The following is a 19,935-nucleotide window of genomic DNA, read 5'->3' on the forward strand; positions in this document are numbered from 1 at the left end:
TGTAATATTTTTTAAATAATTGCCTTACATAAACATATTCATCCCTATACAATTCGGTTCCCATTAAGCGGCGAGACAGTCTCTCCGCATTAATTATCTAGGATTAATATGAAAAAGCAATTGTTTGCAGTAGTTGTTGGCGCCGCCCTGGCATTCCCATTGTTCGCCCAAGCTGAAGGCGCTTACGTCGGCGTTAACGTCGGCCGTTCCGAATTGAAAGCATCGGACGAATTTGATTCGATCAAAAAAAGCGACACCGGCTACAAAGCTTACGCTGGCTATGACTTTACGCAAAACTTCGGCGCGGAAGCTGGCTATGTCGACTTCGGCAAACTGACAGAGAAATTTGACGGCGGAAAAATGGAAGTGAAAAGCCATGCATTCTACGTCGCCGCCACCGGCACCCTGCCACTGAACGAACAGTTCTCGCTGTTCGCCAAGGCTGGCGTATCGCAGAACCGCACCAAAGCCACCGTCAGCGAACTCAATTTCAGCGAGAGCGTGTCGAAAAACAAAACTTCCGCCCTGTTTGGTATCGGTGCTGCTTACAACATCAATAAAAACCTGTCGGCTGTTGCGGAATACGAAAACTTCGGCAAAGTAGCAAACGAAGATGGCTCCAAAGTGAAAGCTGACCTGCTGTCGATCGGCCTGCGTTACAAGTTCTAATTCACGCTTGCGCGAATGAATCTCCTGCCGATGTAATGGCGGATAAGAAACCGGCTGCACAGCCGGTTTTTTTATGGGCGAATGGCGTGCAGGCGGCATGGATGCTAAGATCGCGCCCTGAGATTTTAAGAAGGCACCTTGCCATGATGACCAAAGACGACGTAACCGAACTGTTTGCCAATATCGCCGAGAACGCGCCGTGGGATTTGTCCCAGCCGCTGCTGTGGGGCTATTACTTCACCAACCCGACGTCCGAGCCGCTGGAACAGGCCGCCACCTTGCTGGCGCTGCAGGGCTACCGCCCCGTGGAACTGTACCAGCCGGAACTCGACGATCCGGCGGCACCGCCCGTGTGGGTGCTGCACGTGGAAAAGGCCGAAGTGCACGGCGTCGACAGCCTGCATGCGCGCAATGGCGAACTGATGGCATTTGCGCAGGACAACCAGCTGGCCAGCTATGACGGCATGGACGTGGGCCCCGTCGGTGCGGCGGCGTAATCCGACGACATTACGCATAAAAAAACGGCGCCCGCGGGCGCCGTTTTGCATGGATCGCTGAAAACGTTTAGCTGAGGTTTTCCAGGCGGATCTTGGTGACCGTGCCCACCACGCTGTTCAACGCTTCCATCTTCTCGATGGCGGCCGTGACGTTCTTTTCCTGCGTCTGGTGCGTCAGCATGATGATGTCCGTATGCGTCTCGCCCTCGGCCGGCTCTTTTTGCAGCATGGCGTCGATCGAGATGCCGCGTTCGGCCAGGATGCGCGTCAGGTCGGCCAGCACTCCCGGCTGGTCGGCCACATGCATGCGCAGGTAGTAGCTGGTGGTGATTTCCGACATCGGCAGGATTTCGATGTTGGTCATCGCGTTCGGCTGGAACGCCAGGTGCGGCACGCGGTGTTCCGGGTCGGCCGTGGCCAGGCGCGTGATGTCGACCAGGTCGGCGATCACCGACGAGGCGGTCGGCTCGGCACCGGCGCCGCGGCCCGAATACAGGCTGGCGCCGACGGCGTCGCCATGCACCAGCACCGCGTTCATCGCGCCTTCCACGTTGGCGATCAGGCGCTTGGCCGGAATCAGGGTCGGATGCACGCGCAGCTCGATGCCTTCCACGCCATTGACGGTGGCGCGCTTGGTGATGCCCAGCAGCTTGATGCGGTAGCCCAGCTGCTCGGCGTAGCGGATGTCGACGGCATTGAGGTTGCTGATGCCTTCCACGTAGGCCTTGTCGAACTGCACCGGAATGCCGAAAGCGATGGCCGACATGATGGTGGCCTTGTGCGCGGCGTCGACGCCTTCGATGTCGAAGGTGGGGTCGGCTTCCGCGTAACCGAGTTCCTGCGCCTGTTTCAGCACGGTGGCGAAATCGAGGCCCTTGTCGCGCATCTCGGACAGGATGAAATTGGTGGTGCCGTTGATGATGCCGGCGATCCATTCGATGCGGTTGGCCGTCAAGCCTTCGCGCAGCGCCTTGATGATGGGGATGCCGCCGGCGACGGCCGCCTCGAAGGCCACCATCACGCCCTTGTCCTGGGCGGCGGCGAAGATTTCGTTGCCGTGCACGGCCAGCAGCGCCTTGTTGGCCGTCACCACGTGCTTGCCGTTGGCGATGGCCTGCATCACCAGGGTTTTCGACAGGTCGTAGCCGCCGATCAGTTCGACGACGATGTCGATCTCGGGATCGTTGACGATCAGGTAAGGGTCATTGACGACCTTGCAGCCGCCGGCGACGAGCGCTTCGGCGCGCGCCACGTCGCGCACGGCGACGGCGACGACGTCAATGCCGCGGCCCGCGCGGCGCTTGATTTCTTCCTGGTTGCGTTTCAGGACGCTGAACGTGCCGTAACCGACGTTGCCCAGGCCCAGCAGGCCGATCTTGATGGATTTCATAGTTGTGCTTGACTGCTCATAAGTGGCGCCCCCTTGGGCGGCGCCAGGTTGATCGAGATTGCTGCTGCTGGCTTTCAGCCCCGGCCGTGACGCTTGCGATAGCCTTCGAGGAAGCGCGCAATGCGCCCCATGGCCTCGGTCAGGTCATCGGAGTTGGGCAGGAAGACGACGCGGAAATGGTCGGGCGCGATCCAGTTGAAGCCCGTGCCCTGCACGATCAGGACCTTGGCTTCGGCCAGTAATTCATAGGCAAACTGCTGGTCGTCGGCGATCGGGTAGATCTCCGGGTCCAGGCGCGGGAACATGTACAGCGCGGCCTTCGGCTTGACACAGGTGACGCCCGGAATATCGGTCAGCAGCTTGTGCGCCAGGTCGCGCTGTTTCAACAGGCGCCCGCCGGGCCCCACCAGGTCTTGTATGCTCTGGTAGCCGCCTAGCGCCGTCTGGATGGCAAACTGCCCCGGCGCATTGGCGCATAGCCGCATCGAGGCCAGCATGTTGAGGCCCTCGATGTAATCTTTGGCGTGGCGCTTTTCGCCCGAGACCACCATCCAGCCGGAACGGTAGCCGCAGGAGCGGTAATTCTTCGACAGGCCGTTCATGGTAATGAACAGCACGTCGTCGGCCAGCGAGGCGATCGACACGTGCTCGGCTTCGTCGTACAGCACCTTGTCGTAGATCTCGTCGGCGAAAATGATCAGTTGGTGCTGGCGCGCCAGTTCGACGATCTGCAGCAGCACGGAAACCGGGTACAGCGCGCCGGTGGGATTGTTCGGGTTGATGACGACGATCGCCTTGGTCTGCGGCGTGATCTTGCGGCGCATGTCCTCGATGTCGGGATACCACTCGTTCTGCTCGTCGCACACATAATGCACGGGATTGCCGCCCGACAGGCTGACGGCGGCCGTCCACAGCGGATAATCGGGCGCCGGCACCAGCACTTCGTCGCCACTGTTGAGCAGGGCGTTCATCGACATGACGATCAGTTCGGAAGCTCCATTGCCCAGGTAAATGTCATCGATGGTCACGCCGGCGATATTCTTGCCCTGCGTGTAGTGCATGACGGCCTTGCGCGGCGCGAACATGCCTTTCGAATCCGTATAGCCGGCCGCGTTCTGCAGATTGAGCATCATGTCGCGCACGATCTCGTCGGGCGGATCGAAGCCGAATACGGCCAGATTGCCGATATTGAGCTTGGTGATCTTGTGGCCTTCTTCTTCCATTTGCCTGGATTTTTCCAGGACCGGGCCGCGGATGTCGTAGCAGACGTCCGCCAATTTATTCGATTTCTGAATCGGTCGCAAAATAAATCCCTGTCGTGATGCGGCGCGGAGACTTGAGCTTGCAGCGTGGCCGCCGCGCCAGAACTATGAACCCGTGAAACTGCGATGCGAAAGACTGCAAGGCGAAAACAACCATTCTCGCCGAAAACAGGCCATTTTATCAAATTAAACATGGCGAACTGCAGCATTTGACGCCGATTCTGCCACGCCGGCGCAGCCGGACGACTATCGGGCGGGCGCCATCTTCATCTTCCCTTAATCTTGCAGCATTACCATGGCGCCAGCATGCAGCGCCACTGTGGCGCCGAACATTGCAAATTGGAAAGGATGTTGCTTTTCAGTCGCTCTTTTCTGTCATTTATGGCATGCTTACGCCCTTGGCCGCGGCACCCAGTTTGGCCGCGCGCGTACCGATCAACCGACACGACCAGCCCCGATATCGCCATGAAACTCCACGCCAGCAGCACCCAACAATACCAGACTGTCACCGGCTATGACGAAAACGGCGTCGAGATCAATGCCCAGCCGTACAACTACAGCCTGATCGTCATGCCGGAAACGCCGCCGCGCGCGTGGGAAGTGGACAGTTTCGAACAATTGAACGAGGCGCATTTCGCGCAAATCCTGGCCGATGCGCCCGACGTGGTCATCCTCGGCACGGGCGAGCGCCAGCGCTTCGTGCACCCGAAGCTGACGGCCGCGCTGACCATGCGCCGCATCGGCGTCGAATGCATGGATAGCCAGGCTGCCTGCCGCACCTACAACATCCTCATGGGCGAGGGCCGCAAAGTCACCCTGGCACTGATCCTGGCCCCGGCCGCAGGCAAGGCTGCATGAAAATCAATGTCAACGAACTGCACTCGTCGCGGGTGCTGATGTGGTCCCTGCTGGGCATCTTCATCGTCGTCACCCTGTATGCGCTGGGCGTGCGCACCCTGGTGCCGCCCGACGAGGGCCGCTACGCCGAGATGGCGCGCGAGATGTTCGTCACGGGCGACTGGATCACCACACGCCTGAACGGCATCAAGTACTTTGAAAAACCGCCGCTGCAAACGTGGATGAATGCGCTGACCTTCGCCGCCTTCGGCCTGGGCGAGTGGCAGGCGCGCCTGTGGACTGGCCTGTGCGGCATCATCGGCGTGTGCATGACGGCGTACGCGGGCAAGAAGGTCTTCGGCCCGCGCGTGGGCCTGTATGCGGGCCTGGTGCTGGCGTCGAGCCTGTTCTGGCTCGCTTCCGGCCAGATCAATTCGCTGGACATGGGCCTGTCGGGCATGATGACCCTGACCCTGGGCAGCCTGCTGATCGCCCAGCGCGACGACGCCACGGCGACGGAGCGGCGCAACTGGATGCTGGCCTGCTGGGCCGCCATGGCGCTGGCCGTGCTGGCCAAGGGCCTGATCGGCATCGTCCTGCCGGGCGCCGTGCTGGTGCTGTATTCGCTGTGTGCGCGCGACTGGCGCATCTGGACGCGTCTGCACCTGGTCAAGGGCTTGCTGGTGTTCTTTGCCATCGCCACGCCGTGGTTCGTGCTGGTCGCCCTGCGCAATCCGGAGCAGCCGCATTTCTTCTTCATCCACGAGCATTTCCAGCGCTTCCTGATGAAGGGCCACAAGCGCGAAGGCGCCTGGTATTACTTCCTCGTGCTGCTCATTCCCGGCATCCTGCCATGGATAGGCCTGCTGCCGCAAAGCCTGGCCGCCGCCTTCCAGCGTCAGGAAGGCGCCTTCCAGCCCCGTTTGATGCTGCTGGTCTGGGCCGTCTTCATTTTCTTCTTCTTCAGCTATTCGACCTCGAAGCTGCCCGGCTATATCGTGCCCATCTTCCCGGCGCTGGCCTTGCTGGTGGCGCTGTACCTGGAATCGGCGTCGCGCCGCCAGCGCCTGTTCGCCGCCGGCCTGCTGTGCGTGCTGGGCGCTGCCATCCTGATCGGCGGACCGATCGCCTTCGGCAAGGCCAGCGCGCGCGATCCGGCAGCATTGATTGCATTGAAAGGCTACCAGCCATGGCTGATGGCGGCCGGCTTCTTCGCCCTGGCCGGCGGCGCCCTGGCCTTGCTGCATGCGCGCCAGCTGCGCCGCGACATGACGGTGCTGACGATCGCCGGCGCCGGCTTCCTGGCCACGCACTGCATCCTGGCCGGCTCCGAACTGTATGGCCAGAACCGCGCAGGCACCGACATGCTGCCGCAGATCCAGGCCGAACTGACGGCCGATACCAAGCTCTATTCGGTCGGCATCTACGAACAGTCGTTGACCTATTATCTGCAGCGGCCCGTGATCCTCGTCGATTACTGGGATGAATTCACGTTTGGCCTGAAACAGCAGCCGGAACTGTCGATCCCGAACATCGAGCCTTTCATCACGCAATGGACGAACGATGCCAACGCCGGCGTGCGCGACATGGCCATTATCAGCCTGGACCGCTACAAGGAATTGCAACAACGTGGCGTGCCCATGCGTGTCATTGCCGAGGACGCGCGCCGCATGGTCATTGCCAACAAATAATGTTTAACTGGGGCGCGAGGCAGCACGGATCGCGCCCCCGGCCAGCTTGCCCCGCCCCCGCATCGGCATGATTTTTTCACCGCTGAACCGGCTGCGCCGCCATACTGACGATATAAAATAGCCATGCCTGCCGGCCGCTTTTCACCATACGGCAGCCTCGGCAACACAGATACCCTGACACCATACCGACTCAAGAACCGCGCCCCATGACCTCTACCCTGCCCTTTTTGCCTTTTTCCAAACCCACCATCGATGAGGCGACCATCGCCGCCGTCGGCGAGGTGCTGCGCTCGGGCTGGATCACCAGCGGCCCGAAAGTGCAGGCATTCGAAGCCCAGCTGTCCGAGTATTTCGGCGGGCGTCCCGTGCGCACCTTCAATTCGGGCACGTGCACCATGGAAATCGCGCTGCGCATCGCCGGTATTGGCCCCGGCGACGAAGTCATCACCACGCCCGTGTCGTGGGTCGCGACGGCCAACGTCATCATCGAAGTGGGCGCCACGCCCGTGTTCGCCGATATCGATCCCGTCACCCGGAATATCGACCTCGACAAGCTGGAAGCGGCCATCACTCCGCGTACGAAAGCCATCATCCCCGTCTACCTGTCCGGCCTGCCCGTTGACATGGACCGCCTGTACGCGATTGCTGAAAAATACAATTTAAGGGTCGTGGAAGACGCGGCGCAGGCGTTCGGCTCCACCTGGAAAGGCAAGCGCATCGGCGCGTTTGGCGACTTCGTCTCGTTCAGCTTCCAGGCCAACAAGAACATCACCACGGGCGAAGGCGGCTGCCTCGTCCTGAACAACCTGGAAGAAGCGAAGCTGGCCGAGAAATATCGGCTGCAGGGTGTCACCCGCAGCGGCGTGGACGGCATCGACGTCGACGTGCTGGGCGGCAAATACAACATGAGCGACATCATGGCCGCCATCGGCCTGGGCCAGTTCGCCAATATCGACGCCATCACGGCCCACCGCCGCGCGCTGGCGCGCCACTATTTCGCGCAGTTCGGCAGCGACTTTGAAGCGGCCAGCGGCGCCCGGCTGCCCGTGCAGGACTTTGAAAACAGCAACTGGCATCTGTTCCAGATCATCCTGCCCGACAACGGCCCCGGCACGCGCGCCGCGTTCATGCACGCCATGGCGCAGCAAAACGTGGGAACGGGCTATCATTACGCACCGATCCACCTGTTTACCATGTACCGCGAACGCGGCTTTACCGAGGGCATGTTCCCCGTCTCGGAACAGATCGGCCGCCTGACCGTGACCTTGCCGATGTTCTACGCCATGACGACACAGGACGTGGAACGCGCCGTCGCCACCGTCAAATCCATTCTCATCAAATGAGCAGCGCGCCGATGAAACCTGAACTGTCCGTAATCATTCCGATCTACAACGAGCAGGATGGCCTGGCCAGCCTGTTCGCCCGCCTGTATCCGGCCCTCGACGCCTTGCAGACGAGCTACGAGATCATCTTCATCAATGATGGCAGCCGCGACAACTCGGTGGCCATTCTGGCGGAACAGTTCCGCCAGCGCCCCGACGTCACACGCGTGATCTTATTCAACGGCAATTATGGCCAGCACATGGCCATCCTGGCCGGTTTTGAAGCCTCGCGCGGGCAGATCATGGTCACGCTCGACGCCGACCTGCAGAACCCGCCCGAAGAAATCGGCAACCTGGTGGCGAAGATGCGCGAAGGTTACGATTACGTGGGCTCGATCCGGCGCAAGCGGCAAGATTCCGCCTGGCGCACCCTGGCCTCGAAGATGATGAACCGCCTGCGCGAACGCATCACCAACATCAAGATCACGGACCAGGGCAACATGCTGCGGGCGTATGGCCGCAATGTGATCGACCTGGTCAACCAGTGCGCCGAAGTGAACACCTTCGTGCCCGCCCTCGCCTACACGTTCGCCCGCAAGCCCACGGAAATCACCGTCGAGCACGAGGAAAGGGCCGCCGGCGAGTCGAAATATTCGCTGTACAGCCTGATCCGCCTCAATTTTGACCTCGTCACGGGTTTTTCGCTGATTCCCCTGCAAATCTTTTCCATGCTGGGCATGGCGATGTCGCTGGGCTCGGCGCTGCTGGTGGTCTTCCTGCTGGTACGCCGCTTCCTGCTGGGCGCGGAGGCCGAAGGCGTGTTCACCCTGTTCGCCATCGCCTTCTTCTTCATGGGCGTGATCCTGTTCGGCATCGGCCTGGTGGGCGAATACGTGGGACGCATCTTCCAGCAAGTGCGTGCCCGGCCCCGCTATGTGGTGCAAACCATCTTGCAGGATGGCATGGTCCAGGCGGAAGCCGAGGCGCCATCGTACGTGCGCCTGGAAAAGCGCCAGGTGAGCCGCTGATGGGCGCCCCGCGCGCCGTCGTCTTCGGCTACCACAATGTGGGCGTGCGCTGCATCAAGGTGCTGCTGGCCGGCGGCGTCGATATCGCCCTCGTCGTCACGCACGAAGACAGCCCCACGGAAAACCTGTGGTTCGAATCCGTCGCCAGCCTGTGCCAGGCCGAAGGCATCCCGTACATCACGCCTGCGGACGCGCGCGCGCCCGAGCTGCTGGCGCAGGTGCAGGCGGCCAGGCCGGACATGCTGTTCAGCTTTTACTACCGCCACATGCTGCCGGCCAGCATCCTGGAAGTCGCGCCCGCCTACAATATGCACGGCTCGCTGCTGCCGCAGTTCCGCGGCCGCGCGCCCGTCAACTGGGCCGTGCTGCATGGCGCCCCGCAAACGGGCGCCACCCTGCATGAAATGACGGTCAAGCCCGATGCCGGCGCCATCGTCGCGCAAACGGCCGTACCCATCCTGCCCGACGACACGGCGTTCGAAGTGTTCGGCAAGGTCACGGTGGCGGCGGAGCAAACCTTGTGGAACGTGCTGCCAGCCTTGCTGGACGGCACGGCGCCGCGCCAGCTCAACGATCTGCGCCAGGGCGGCTACTTTGGCGGCCGCACGCCGGAAGACGGCCGCATCGACTGGAAGTTACCCGCGCAGCAGGTGTACAACCTGCACCGGGCCGTCGCGCCCCCCTATCCCGGCGCGTTCACCGAAGTCAACAATGTTATTTACACCATCGAAAAAGCCCGTTTAAGCAAGCATTCAGCAGGAAGTTTGCCACCAGGCTTGGCGGTAGTGGATAATTGCATCTTTGGCGTCTGCGGAGACGGCCGCATGCTGGCCATTTCCGCGCTGAGGGCTGCCGGGGAGCCGATTTCGGCTCAGCAATTGCAAGCAAGTCTGACCGCCCGCGTCAGCACACACTGATATCACTCAAGAGAATCTCATATGAAAAAAGTCCTCATCTTAGGCGTCAACGGCTTCATCGGCCACCACCTGTCCAAGCGCATCCTGGAAACCACCGACTGGCATGTCTACGGCATGGACATGAACACGGACCGCATCACGGAATTGCTGGAAGATGACAACTACAAGTCGCGCATGCACTTCTTCGAAGGCGACATCACGATCAACAAGGAATGGGTCGAGTACCACGTCAAGAAATGCGACGTGATCCTGCCGCTGGTGGCCATCGCCACGCCGTCGACCTACGTCAAGCAGCCGTTGCGCGTGTTCGAACTGGACTTCGAAGCCAACCTGCCTATCGTGCGCTCGGCCGCCAAGTACGGCAAGCACCTGGTCTTCCCGTCGACCTCGGAAGTGTATGGCATGTGCCATGACGAGGAATTCGATCCGGAAAACTCGGAACTGATCTGCGGCCCGATCAACAAGCCGCGCTGGATCTATTCGAACGCCAAGCAGCTGATGGACCGCGTGATCTGGGGCTACGGCATGGAAGGCTTGAACTTCACCCTGTTCCGTCCATTCAACTGGATCGGCGCGGGCCTGGACTCGATCCACACGCCGAAAGAAGGTTCCTCGCGCGTGGTGACGCAATTCTTCGGCCACATCGTGCGCGGCGAAAACATCTCGCTGGTCGACGGCGGCGCGCAGAAACGCGCGTTCACCTATATCGACGACGGCATCGATGCGCTGATCCGCATCATCGCCAACAAGAACGGCATCGCCAGCGGCAAGATCTACAACATTGGCAATCCGACCAATAACTATTCGATCCGCGACCTGGCCGGCATGATGCTGACCCTGGCCGCCGAGTACCCGGAATACGCCGAAGGCGCGAAACACGTGAACATCGTGGAAACGACTTCGGGTGCCTACTACGGCGCCGGCTACCAGGACGTGCAGAACCGCGTGCCGAAAATCACGAATACCTGCGAAGAGCTGGGCTGGGCGCCGACCACCACCATGGCCGATTCCCTGCGCAATATTTTCGACGCCTACCGCAGCCAGGTAGCCCAAGCCAAAGCCTTGATGGATTAATGTTGAGCAAGCCGTTCCTGACCCTGAAAATCGACGTCGATACCTATCGCGGCACCCGTGAAGGCATGGGCAATCTGGTGCGCATGCTGGCCGCGCACCAGGCCAAGGCCACCTTTCTGTTCTCGCTGGGCCCCGACCACACGGGCTGGGCCCTGCGGCGCGCCTTGCGGCCCGGCTTTTTCAGCAAGGTGTCGCGCACGTCGGTGGTCGAGCACTACGGCTTGAAAACATTGATGTACGGCACCTTGCTGCCGGGACCCGATATCGGCAAGCAGTGCGCGGCGCAATTGCGCGCCGTGCGCGATGCCGGTTTCGAGTGCGGCATCCACACCTGGGATCACACCCTGTGGCAAGACAATGTGGCCAAGCGCAACGCCGCCTGGACCATTACCATGATGCGCAAGGCCGCCAACCGCTACGAACAGGTGTTCGGCAGCAAGCCGCACACGCACGGCGCGGCCGGCTGGCAAATGAATGTCAGCGCCTTTGTCGAGCACGACACGGCCGGCTACCGCTTTGCCTCCGATGGCCGCGCCATGCTCGACGCGCGCGGCGCAATGGTGCATCCGGGCAATGGCCCGCACCGCGTGCGCAATGGCAACACCATCCTGCGCTGCGTGCAATTGCCCACCACCCTGCCCACCCTGGACGAACTGCTGGGCTGCGAAATCGACGGCAAGCTGATCACCACCGGCAATGTTGCCGCGCATATCCTGTCACTGACGGCGGACAACCCGCGCGATCATGTGTATACCTTGCATGCGGAACTTGAAGGACAGAAACTCGCCCCCATTTTCGAACAACTGCTGACTGGCTGGAAAGCCCAGGGCTACCAGTTTGCGGCGATGGGCGATTATTATGAAAAGATAAAAGATGCGGACTTGCCAATTTGCCCCATCACCTGGGATGAGTTGCCCGGGCGTTCGGGACGCCTGATTGTGCAGGGCAAAGCGGCCTGAATGCTGTATTGTTGCACCTGGATGCGTTGCCAGATTAAAAACCAGCGCTGATGATCACCGTTCAGGAGAGAACCTGTGGCTGATAGCCAATCCCTCGTTAGCATACCCGACTTTAGTGCCGCCATGACCAGCGGCAAGACCTTTCAGTTGCTGGGCCGCCCGGCCAAGGCCACGGTACTGTTTTTCTATCCGAAGGACAACACCCCTGGCTGCACCACTGAAAACATCGCCTTCCGTGACGCGTATCCGCAATTTGTCGCCGCCGGCGTGGAAATCTACGGCATCAGCCGCGATTCCCTGCGCTCGCACGAAAGCTTCAAAGCCAAGCTGGAGCTGCCGTTCGAGCTCATTTCCGACCCGGACGAAGCCGTTTGCCTGCTGTTTAACGTCATGAAGATGAAACAGATGTACGGCAAGACCGTACGCGGCGTCGAGCGCAGTACGTTTGTGATTGACGCCCAGGGCCGATTGGTGAAAGAATGGAGAGGCGTGAAGGTCGCAACTCACGTGGAAGAAGTGCTGGAATTCGTAGCGCATCTGAATTGATCGTTCATTTTGATCCAATGCGCGTTGTCGGCTTCCAGCAAGTCTGGTTCAACCGCAGTTCAGTTCACGGTACCTATCGCCATTTTGAGTCAACGAAGCGCCTCCATCCACTCCGCCAGACGGGCCTGCAGCCCGCCGATGGCGTCCATGACCGGCCATGCTGCCGGCCTCCCGGCAGTTATTCGTCCTGTAGCATTGTTGTTCCCCCGCATCCACCCCATGAGAAGTGCCGCCAGAAGCTGGCTGCCCATGGGCGATTCATTCCAGAAATTTTTTGATTGAGATCCTGATGCCACTGCCAAAATTACCGAGCAAGCCAGCCACCATCCTGGCCACCCAAGATTACCCAACCGCAGGCGCAGCGCGCCCGGCCACCAAAACCCCGGCAGCCAAGAAAGTGGCTGCACCGATCATTGAAGCGGCGATCGCCGAAGTTGCCAAACCGGTCCGCAATGCGGCCACGAAGATCAAGCAAGTGGCGGCCCTGATGGTCGCCAAGCCAGTGCCAGCCCCGGCGCCGGTTGCGGCCGCGCCTGCCGCCGTTGCCGCGCCTGCAGCGAAAGCCAAGCCGGCGGCAAAAGGCAAGGTCACGCCAATCAAGCCCGTCAAGCAGGCAGAGCAGCCGCATCCGGCCAAGCACAAGCCTGTGGAAGTGCAGCTCAAGTCGTCCGCCAGCCGCGCCGCCGATCAGCGCGGCATCAGCAAGCTGTTCGTGCTCGACACGAACGTGCTGATGCACGATCCATCGTCGCTGTTCCGCTTCGAGGAACACGATGTGTACCTGCCGATGATGACCCTGGAAGAGCTGGACAACCACAAAAAGGGCATGACGGAAGTGGCCCGCAATGCGCGCCAGGTGTCGCGCACGCTCGATGCCCTGATCAGCAACACGGATGACGACGCCATCGAACACGGCATCCTGCTGTCCAAGCTGGGCAACAAGGACGCCAAGGGCCGTCTGTTCTTCCAGACGCGTTTGCAAAGCGCCGACCTGCCGGTAGGCTTGCCAGTGGGCAAGGCCGACAACCAGATCCTGGCCGTCGTGCGTTCGCTCGAGTCGGAACAGGAAGGCCGCCCCGTCGTGCTGGTGTCGAAAGACATCAACATGCGCATCAAGGCGCGCGCCCTGGGCTTGCCGGCCGAAGATTACTTCAACGACCATGTGCTGGAAGACACGGACTTGCTGTACTCGGGCATCGTGCAATTGCCGGACGACTTCTGGAACAAGCACGGCAAGGACATGGAATCGTGGCAGGAAAGCAAGAACGGCTACAGCTCCACCTTCTACCGCGTGACGGGCCCGTTCATTCCATCGTTGCTGGTCAACCAGTTCATCTACCTGGAACCGAAAAACGGCGAAACGCCGTTCTACGGCCAGGTGAAGCAGATCAACGGCAAGACGGCAGTGCTGCAAACCCTGCGCGACTTCAGCCACACGAAGAACAATGTGTGGGGCGTGACGGCGCGCAACCGCGAGCAGAACTTCGCGCTGAACCTGCTGATGAATCCGGAATGCGATTTCGTCACCCTGCTGGGTCAGGCCGGTACCGGCAAGACCCTGCTGGCCCTGGCCGCCGGCCTGGCGCAAGTGCTGGAAACCAAGCTCTACAATGAAATCATCGTCACCCGCGTGACGGTGCCCGTCGGCGAAGACATCGGTTTCCTGCCAGGCACGGAAGAAGAAAAGATGTCGCCATGGATGGGCGCCTTCGACGACAACCTGGAAGTGCTGAACAAGTCCGACTCCGATGGCGGCGAATGGGGCCGCGCGGCAACGCAAGACCTGATCCGCTCGCGCATCAAGATCAAGTCGCTCAACTTCATGCGCGGCCGCACGTTCGTCAACAAGTTCCTCATCATCGATGAAGCGCAAAACTTGACGCCAAAACAGGTCAAGACCCTGGTCACGCGCGCCGGTCCCGGCACGAAGATCCTGTGCCTGGGCAACATCGCCCAGATCGACACGCCGTACCTGACGGAAGGCTCGAGCGGCCTGACCTACGTGGTCGACCGCTTCAAGGGCTGGACCCACAGCGGCCACGTCACCCTGGCCCGCGGCGAGCGTTCGCGCCTGGCCGACCACGCCAGCGAAGTGCTGTAAATTGTAGCGGGCGGCGTCAGCTGCCCCAGTCATGCAAAAGCCCCGGCTGCAGCGATGCAGACGGGGCTTTTTTCATGTGCGCGACTTTTTCCTGCGGCATGTTCTAATACCGCTCCTTTCTTCCTGGACAACCCGCCCCATGCCTCCCGCCCTGCAGTTGCTGCTCTGCTTCATCGTTTTCATGCTCATCCACATTTCCGTCATGGCGGCCTGCGCCAGGCTGTTCGGCATCACGGTGCGCAGCATCAGCTACGGCGTCGGTCCCACCCTGCTGACCTGGGGCAAAGTGCGCGTCAAGCTGCTGCCGCTGGCCGGCAATCTGGTGCTGAAAGATACGCGTGAGGAAACTTTGTATGACGACGATCCCTGCCTTGACGCCTACAACTTCCAGCCGCTGTGGAAGCAGGTCCTGCTGCCATTGAGCGGCGTGGCCGTGCTGCTGGCCTTGTCACTGGGCATCATGGGAGCCTCGGGCTGGGAGCGCTTTATCGCCGCCTTCGGGCACATCGTCGCTGGCGCGCTGGCGCCGTTGTCGAGGGCGCAGGAATTGCTGGGTGAAGGGGAAACATTTGCCCGCACGCATGGTTTTGCACTGGTGTTCGCCCTGTTCTCGCTGAAACTGTGCGCCTTTAATCTGCTGCCGTTTGCCGGTCTGAATGGGGGCCAGGCGCTGCTGTCCATCGCGCGCGGCGGCAAGCCGTATGTGACGTGGGAAGAGACGGCAGCAAAATGGCTGTTGCTGCCGGGGCTGGCGATCTTGCTGGCGTGGGCAGCGGCGTTCGGCTGGTATGGCTGGCAGGCGCTGGGGGCGTAAGGAAACGCCCCCAAGGTCGCCCGGTCAGCCGACCAGCACCAGCTTGCGGTTGACGAATTCCATGATGCCCAGGTCGGACAATTCGCGGCCGTAACCCGAATGTTTCACGCCGCCAAATGGCAGTTCAGGCGCCGTGACGGCGGGCGAGTTGATGAATACCATGCCCGTGTCGATGCGGCTGGCCAGGCGTTTGCCGCGCGCGACGTCTGCCGTGATGATGGTGCCACCGAGGCCGAAGGGAGAATCGTTGGCCAGGGCGATCGCCGCGTCGTCATCCTTGACGCGGAAAATCATGGCGACGGGGGCAAAGAATTCCTGGTAGTAGACGGGATTGCCAGGCGTGACTTCGGTGAGGATGGTCGGTGCCATGAAGTAGCCGGCACGCTCAATGCGCTTGCCGCCCAGCAGCACTTTCGCGCCGCCTTCCACGGCCTGGCCGACTTGCTTGACGGCCAGCTCCAGCGCCGATTTGCTCGACAGCGGCGCCAGGGTCGTGGCGGGATCCATCGGGTCGCCTGGCTGCAGCTTGGCCAGTTCGGCCTGGAAGCGCTCGACAAAGGTATCGGCAATGCTGTCGAGCAGGATAAAGCGTTTCGAGCCGTCGCACACCTGGCCCGCATTCTGGATGCGGCCGATGACGGCCAGCTTGACGGCCAGGTCCATGTCGGCGTCGTCCAGGACGATGAAGGCGTCGCTGCCGCCCAGTTCCATCGTGGTTTTCTTCAGGGCCTTGCCGGCCGTGGCCGCCACGGAGGCGCCGGCACGCTCGCTGCCCGTCAGCGCCACGCCCTGCACGCGCGGGTCGGCAATGGCGGTGGCCACTTGCTCGCTGGACAAGAATGCGTTGCTGTAGGCGCCTGCCGGCGCGCCCGCGTCAAGGAACAGTTTTTCAAAGGCCAGTGCGCACTGGGGCACGTTGGACGCGTGTTTCACTACCAGGGTATTGCCCGCCATCAAATTCGGACCCGCGACCCTGGCCAGCTGGTAATACGGGAAATTCCACGGCTCGACGCAGAAGATCACGCCCAGCGGCGCGATTTCCACGCGGGCCTCGCCGCGCTTGACGTCTAGTTGTTTGGGAGCGAGAAATTGCTCAGCATTATCCGCGTAGTAGTCGAGGATTTTCACGCACAGCGACACTTCCTGCTGCGCTTCCTTGAACAGCTTGCCCATTTCCACGGTGATCAGCTTGGCGAAGGCATCGCCTTGTTCCTTCAGCAGCATGGCCGCTTTCTTGACGACTGCCTTGCGCTCGGCAAAGCTGCGCTGGCGCCAGTCGCTCTCGAAAGCAGTGGCTGCCTGGGCCAGTATATTGTCCATTTGCGCATCGCTATGCGATGTGAAGGTCTGCTCGATCTGTTCGCTGTAGGGATTCGTGGTCTGATAGCTCATCTGGTTTCCTTGGTCTTGGCACCCCGGGACTGCGTGGGGTAGCTGGGCAGTATGCTGGCGGACGCGCCGCGCGACAGTACGCACGCGAACATAGCGGCGAATGGCCGCAGGCGGCATGGCGAGCACGGCAGGCACCGGCCTCTCTCTCTCTCTCTCTCTTTGCCACGTGTCCCATGCATGCGGGCTTGCCGCTATTCTTTTTTGCAGACCTGTCGTATGCTCGAGTCAGTGCCGCAAGGCAAACGGCAAAGGAAGCAATATTTTCACCTTCGACACCTGCGGCAAGCACCTGGTCCTGTGGGCGATCCGCGTCTACCAGCGCCATCTATCTCCCTGGAAAGGATTTCGCTGCGCCTACCGCGTGCTGACGGGGCGCGACAGCTGCTCCGCCTATGGCTACAAGGTCATCGCGCGTCACGGCTTGCGCGCCGGACTGGCGCTGCTGCAACGGCGTCTGCGCGCCTGCGGCGAACACCATCGCCGATACCTGGCGCTGCATCCGCAGACGCGGCGCAGTGCGCGCCGCCAGGCCCAGGCGGGATTTTGCGACTGCGACGTACCTCTGCTGGACTGCGCTTGCGACTGCGCCGACGTGGCCAGCCTGGCTGATTGCTCCCGGCCGGGCCGCGGCAAGAACCCGGCGTGGTTCCGCAACGGCTATACGGCCAGTGCCGCACTGAAACGGCAGCAGGAAGAACACCGCAAGAAGATCAGGCAGCGACAGGAATCGGATAGCTAAATTCACACAATAACTTACAAATGAAATATTCATTCATGAAATGAATAATACCCATTATCACTGTGAATTGGCTGGAAACGGATCGGCGGCCTATACTTAAACCGTCTCCCCTACACTGCTTCCCATGCACACCCTGCTCAGCCCGCATACATCGCGGGCTTTTTGTTCCCGGCCATTGCCACTGCATCTTTCCTCTTTTACCGATTACCGGGCCCGCCCTTCCCCGCCAGCCCAGCCCCCAGCAAGGAGCGCAGCATGATCGTGCGCGAGCGCCCTTCGGCGCTAAGGCTGTTCCTCGTGGTGCGCGGCTCCGTCCTGCCGCGCATCCGCACCACGCTCATCGTCAATACCCTGATCGCCACCCTCGTCACCTGGTGCCACGGTACCTTGTTCGACCACAAGGTGATCTTGACCACCATCCCGTTTACGCTGATCGGCTTGCCGCTGGCCATCTTCCTGGGCTTTCGCAACACGGCCGCCTATGACCGCTACTGGGAAGCGCGCAAGCTGTGGGGCGAACTGGTCTTGCGCAGCCGTAATTTCTCGCGCCAGTGCCAGACCATGATACGCGGCGACACGCCGGCCCACGCGAGGCTGGGCCTGGAAGATGTGCGCGTGCGCATGATTTACCGCACCATCGCCTTTTGCCACGCCCTGCGCCACCAGCTGCGCGACACGCGCGGACCGGCCGACTTGCAGCCGCTGCTGCGCCCGGCCGAATGGGAAGCGGCTTGCCAGGCATCGAATCCATCGGACTACCTGATGCTGCAGATGGGCCACGACCTGGCCGACTGTGTCCGGCAAGGCCGCATCGACAGCATCCTCACCGCACAGATCGATAACACGGTTTCGGCCATGGTAGCGGCGGGCGCGTCGTGCGAACGCATCCGCAGCACGCCGATTCCGTTTTCGTATTCGCTGTTGCTGCACCGCACAGCCTATCTGTACTGCTTCCTGCTGCCGTTCGGCCTCGTCGATTCGCTAGGCTTCATGACGCCCTTCGTCGTCGCCATCGTTGCCTACACTTTCTTTGGCCTCGATGCCCTGGGCGACGAGATCGAGGAGCCGTTCGGCGAAGACGCCAACGACCTGCCGCTGTCGGCCATGTGCCGCGCCATCGAAATCAGCTTGCGTGAATCCGTGCAGGACGAGAACGTGCCGCCGCCCATGCAAGCGGACGATTTCCTGCTGAATTAATGCGCACGCCAGCTTCCCCTTGACCTTCCCACCGGGGCAAGGATTACAGTGAACGTACCTAATCATTCAAGGAGTGCTTGCCATGTATCAGTTACAAGTTGAAAACATGAGCTGCGGCCATTGCGTCGGCTCGGTCACGAAAGCGGTGCAGGCCATCGATCCGCAAGCCCAGGTGCAGATCGACCTGGCCAGCAAGCGCGTCACGGTGGAATCACCCGCCGAACTGGGCGCCATCAGCGCCGCCATCGTGGAGGCGGGCTACCCCGTTACCAGCGCGCAGTAACAGCCACAACAGCATTACGACAGCCGGCCTTTGCGCCGGCTGTTTTTTTATCCGTCCAGCTCGGGATAGTGGCGGAAGATGCCTTCCTCATTGAATGCAATTCTGCGCTTCGACTGCAGGTAGCGGGCGATGTTCGGCCGCGCCGCCACCATATCGTGCAGCTCGGACAGGAACGGATATTCGGGTGCCAGGCGCGCCATGGCTTGCGGAAACGCATAACGCAAGCCGGCCAGCATCTGGAACAGCGACAGGTCGCCATACGTGAGCTTTGCGCCCACCAGATACTGGCCCCGGCTGCGATTATTCAGCAGGACCTGGGTAAAATAATCGAGGAATTTCGGCAGCCGTGTTTCGCGGAAATCCGCGCTGCGCAGCATGGCCGCCTGTTTCTGTTCCTCATAATATTGATTCATCGACAGCGGATGGTGCGTGTCGTGCACTTCCGTCAGCCAGTCGGCCATGGTCAGTTGCAGCTGGTTCAGCCATAAACGGCCGCTTTCCGCGCGCGGCGCCAAGCCCAGGCGCCGGCCCAGATACAAGAGGATATTCGTCGTCTGGCCGATCAGCATGTCGCCGTCGCGCAGCACGGGCGGTGCGTAGGCGGCCTGTGGCGTAGCACCGCCATCGAGGCAGGCCAGCATGGCGGGAACGCCTTGCCCCTTGCGTTCAGGCAAACGGGCGATGTCGCGGTAGTCGGCGCCCGCCTCTTCCAGGGCCAGGCGGATGAATTCGCCGCGTCCCTGTATCGTGGGCCAGTAATACAGTTCATACGCCATACGCACCTCCGTTGATTTAACTCAATGGCAGCAAGCCTTCGCTTCCGTTTCACCGGCCAGCCCCAGGCTTTGCAGGATGGGGCAATCGGGCTTGTCATCGCCATGGCACGACTGCGCCAGGTGAGCCAGCGTGTCGCGCATTTCCGTCAGTTCGGCGATGCGCTTGTCGAGCTCGGCGACGTGGGCCAGGGCGATGCCTTTCACGTCCGCGCTGGCGCGCTGGTCGTTTTGCCACAACGACAGCAGCTCGCGGATCTGTTCCAGCGAAAAACCCAGTCCCCGCCCGCGCTTGATGAAGCGCAAGGCGTGCAAGTCGTTCGGCGTGTAGATGCGGTAGCCGGCGTCGCTGCGCGCGCTGGGTTTTAACAATGAAATACTCTCGTAGTAGCGTATCATTTTTGCCGATACGCCCGTTTCACTGGCTGCCTGGCCGATATTCAT

General features: G+C 61.3%; 20 protein-coding genes. 15 read left to right on the forward strand and 5 right to left on the reverse strand.

Translation table 11 applies throughout. The annotated features are described in order from the left end of the window. Nucleotides 1-108 precede the first annotated feature (108 nt). The gene (locus D9M09_RS19260; RefSeq protein WP_070290554.1) at nucleotides 109-669 is read left to right on the forward strand and encodes an outer membrane beta-barrel protein; all 561 of its coding nucleotides are present in this window, start codon (nucleotides 109-111) and stop codon (nucleotides 667-669) included. Between the two features lie 143 nt (nucleotides 670-812). Next, nucleotides 813-1,166, forward strand: a complete 354-nt coding sequence (locus tag D9M09_RS19265) for a ribonuclease E inhibitor RraB (protein ID WP_121670160.1) — start codon at nucleotides 813-815, stop codon at nucleotides 1,164-1,166. Between the two features lie 67 nt (nucleotides 1,167-1,233). On the opposite strand, the gene D9M09_RS19270 is transcribed toward D9M09_RS19265, so the two are convergent. Continuing rightward, entirely contained in the window at nucleotides 1,234-2,556 is a 1,323-nt protein-coding gene (locus D9M09_RS19270; RefSeq protein ID WP_070311119.1) for a homoserine dehydrogenase, read from the reverse strand. Nucleotides 2,557-2,630: 74 nt separating this feature from the next. Then, entirely contained in the window at nucleotides 2,631-3,860 is a 1,230-nt protein-coding gene (locus tag D9M09_RS19275; protein WP_034750427.1) for a pyridoxal phosphate-dependent aminotransferase, read from the reverse strand. A 423-nt stretch (nucleotides 3,861-4,283) separates the two neighbouring features. Between D9M09_RS19275 and D9M09_RS19280 the strand changes: the two genes are divergently transcribed. The 10 genes from D9M09_RS19280 (at nucleotide 4,284) to D9M09_RS19325 (ending at nucleotide 15,107) form a co-directional block, all read left to right on the forward strand. Beyond that, on the forward strand, nucleotides 4,284-4,676 hold the full coding sequence (locus D9M09_RS19280; RefSeq protein ID WP_070311121.1) for an Mth938-like domain-containing protein: 393 nt from the start codon (nucleotides 4,284-4,286) through the stop codon (nucleotides 4,674-4,676). Then, nucleotides 4,673-6,346, forward strand: coding sequence for a glycosyltransferase family 39 protein (locus D9M09_RS19285; RefSeq protein WP_070311123.1), 1,674 nt, complete (start codon nucleotides 4,673-4,675; stop codon nucleotides 6,344-6,346). The genes D9M09_RS19280 and D9M09_RS19285 overlap by 4 nt, the downstream gene beginning before the upstream one ends. Before the next feature lie 206 nt (nucleotides 6,347-6,552). Further along, the gene (locus tag D9M09_RS19290) at nucleotides 6,553-7,689 is read left to right on the forward strand and encodes a DegT/DnrJ/EryC1/StrS family aminotransferase (protein WP_121670161.1); all 1,137 of its coding nucleotides are present in this window, start codon (nucleotides 6,553-6,555) and stop codon (nucleotides 7,687-7,689) included. An 11-nt stretch (nucleotides 7,690-7,700) separates the two neighbouring features. After that, entirely contained in the window at nucleotides 7,701-8,696 is a 996-nt protein-coding gene (locus tag D9M09_RS19295; RefSeq protein ID WP_070219204.1) for a glycosyltransferase, read from the forward strand. Beyond that, nucleotides 8,696-9,613: a formyltransferase gene (locus tag D9M09_RS19300; RefSeq protein WP_070219137.1), complete on the forward strand. Its 918-nt coding sequence runs from the start codon at nucleotides 8,696-8,698 to the stop codon at nucleotides 9,611-9,613. The genes D9M09_RS19295 and D9M09_RS19300 overlap by 1 nt, the downstream gene beginning before the upstream one ends. 21 nt (nucleotides 9,614-9,634) lie before the next feature. Next, the gene (locus tag D9M09_RS19305) at nucleotides 9,635-10,687 is read left to right on the forward strand and encodes a bifunctional UDP-4-keto-pentose/UDP-xylose synthase (protein WP_070219136.1); all 1,053 of its coding nucleotides are present in this window, start codon (nucleotides 9,635-9,637) and stop codon (nucleotides 10,685-10,687) included. Further along, nucleotides 10,687-11,646: a polysaccharide deacetylase family protein gene (locus D9M09_RS19310; RefSeq protein ID WP_070219135.1), complete on the forward strand. Its 960-nt coding sequence runs from the start codon at nucleotides 10,687-10,689 to the stop codon at nucleotides 11,644-11,646. Before D9M09_RS19305 ends, D9M09_RS19310 begins: the two co-directional genes overlap by 1 nt. A 75-nt stretch (nucleotides 11,647-11,721) precedes the next feature. Beyond that, on the forward strand, nucleotides 11,722-12,192 hold the full coding sequence (locus tag D9M09_RS19315; protein ID WP_034750445.1) for a peroxiredoxin: 471 nt from the start codon (nucleotides 11,722-11,724) through the stop codon (nucleotides 12,190-12,192). Between the two features lie 289 nt (nucleotides 12,193-12,481). Next, a complete protein-coding gene (locus tag D9M09_RS19320; RefSeq protein WP_121670162.1) occupies nucleotides 12,482-14,293 on the forward strand; it encodes a PhoH family protein in 1,812 nt (603 codons plus the stop codon). A gap of 139 nt (nucleotides 14,294-14,432) precedes the next feature. Next, nucleotides 14,433-15,107, forward strand: a complete 675-nt coding sequence (locus tag D9M09_RS19325) for a site-2 protease family protein (RefSeq protein WP_121670163.1) — start codon at nucleotides 14,433-14,435, stop codon at nucleotides 15,105-15,107. Nucleotides 15,108-15,131: 24 nt separating this feature from the next. Here the strand turns inward: D9M09_RS19325 and D9M09_RS19330 are convergent, their stop codons facing one another. Continuing rightward, complete coding sequence (locus tag D9M09_RS19330; RefSeq protein ID WP_121670164.1) at nucleotides 15,132-16,499, reverse strand: NAD-dependent succinate-semialdehyde dehydrogenase; 1,368 nt, start codon at nucleotides 16,497-16,499, stop codon at nucleotides 15,132-15,134. 115 nt (nucleotides 16,500-16,614) lie between these two features. On the opposite strand from D9M09_RS19330, the gene yidD reads away from it, so the two are divergent. The 3 genes from yidD (at nucleotide 16,615) to D9M09_RS19345 (ending at nucleotide 18,718) form a co-directional block, all read left to right on the forward strand. Next, on the forward strand, nucleotides 16,615-17,238 hold the full coding sequence (gene yidD, locus D9M09_RS19335; RefSeq protein WP_121671155.1) for a membrane protein insertion efficiency factor YidD: 624 nt from the start codon (nucleotides 16,615-16,617) through the stop codon (nucleotides 17,236-17,238). A 255-nt stretch (nucleotides 17,239-17,493) separates the two neighbouring features. Next, entirely contained in the window at nucleotides 17,494-18,435 is a 942-nt protein-coding gene (locus D9M09_RS19340; protein ID WP_070311131.1) for a bestrophin family protein, read from the forward strand. A gap of 82 nt (nucleotides 18,436-18,517) precedes the next feature. Further along, the gene (locus tag D9M09_RS19345) at nucleotides 18,518-18,718 is read left to right on the forward strand and encodes a heavy-metal-associated domain-containing protein (RefSeq protein WP_070219128.1); all 201 of its coding nucleotides are present in this window, start codon (nucleotides 18,518-18,520) and stop codon (nucleotides 18,716-18,718) included. Between the two features lie 47 nt (nucleotides 18,719-18,765). Here D9M09_RS19345 and D9M09_RS19350 read toward each other — a convergent pair whose 3' ends face one another. After that, nucleotides 18,766-19,494, reverse strand: coding sequence for a glutathione S-transferase (locus tag D9M09_RS19350; protein ID WP_205602270.1), 729 nt, complete (start codon nucleotides 19,492-19,494; stop codon nucleotides 18,766-18,768). A 21-nt stretch (nucleotides 19,495-19,515) separates the two neighbouring features. Further along, complete coding sequence (gene cueR, locus D9M09_RS19355) at nucleotides 19,516-19,935, reverse strand: Cu(I)-responsive transcriptional regulator (RefSeq protein ID WP_070290544.1); 420 nt, start codon at nucleotides 19,933-19,935, stop codon at nucleotides 19,516-19,518.

Source organism: Janthinobacterium agaricidamnosum (genome assembly GCF_003667705.1).
GTDB lineage: Bacteria > Pseudomonadota > Gammaproteobacteria > Burkholderiales > Burkholderiaceae_D > Janthinobacterium.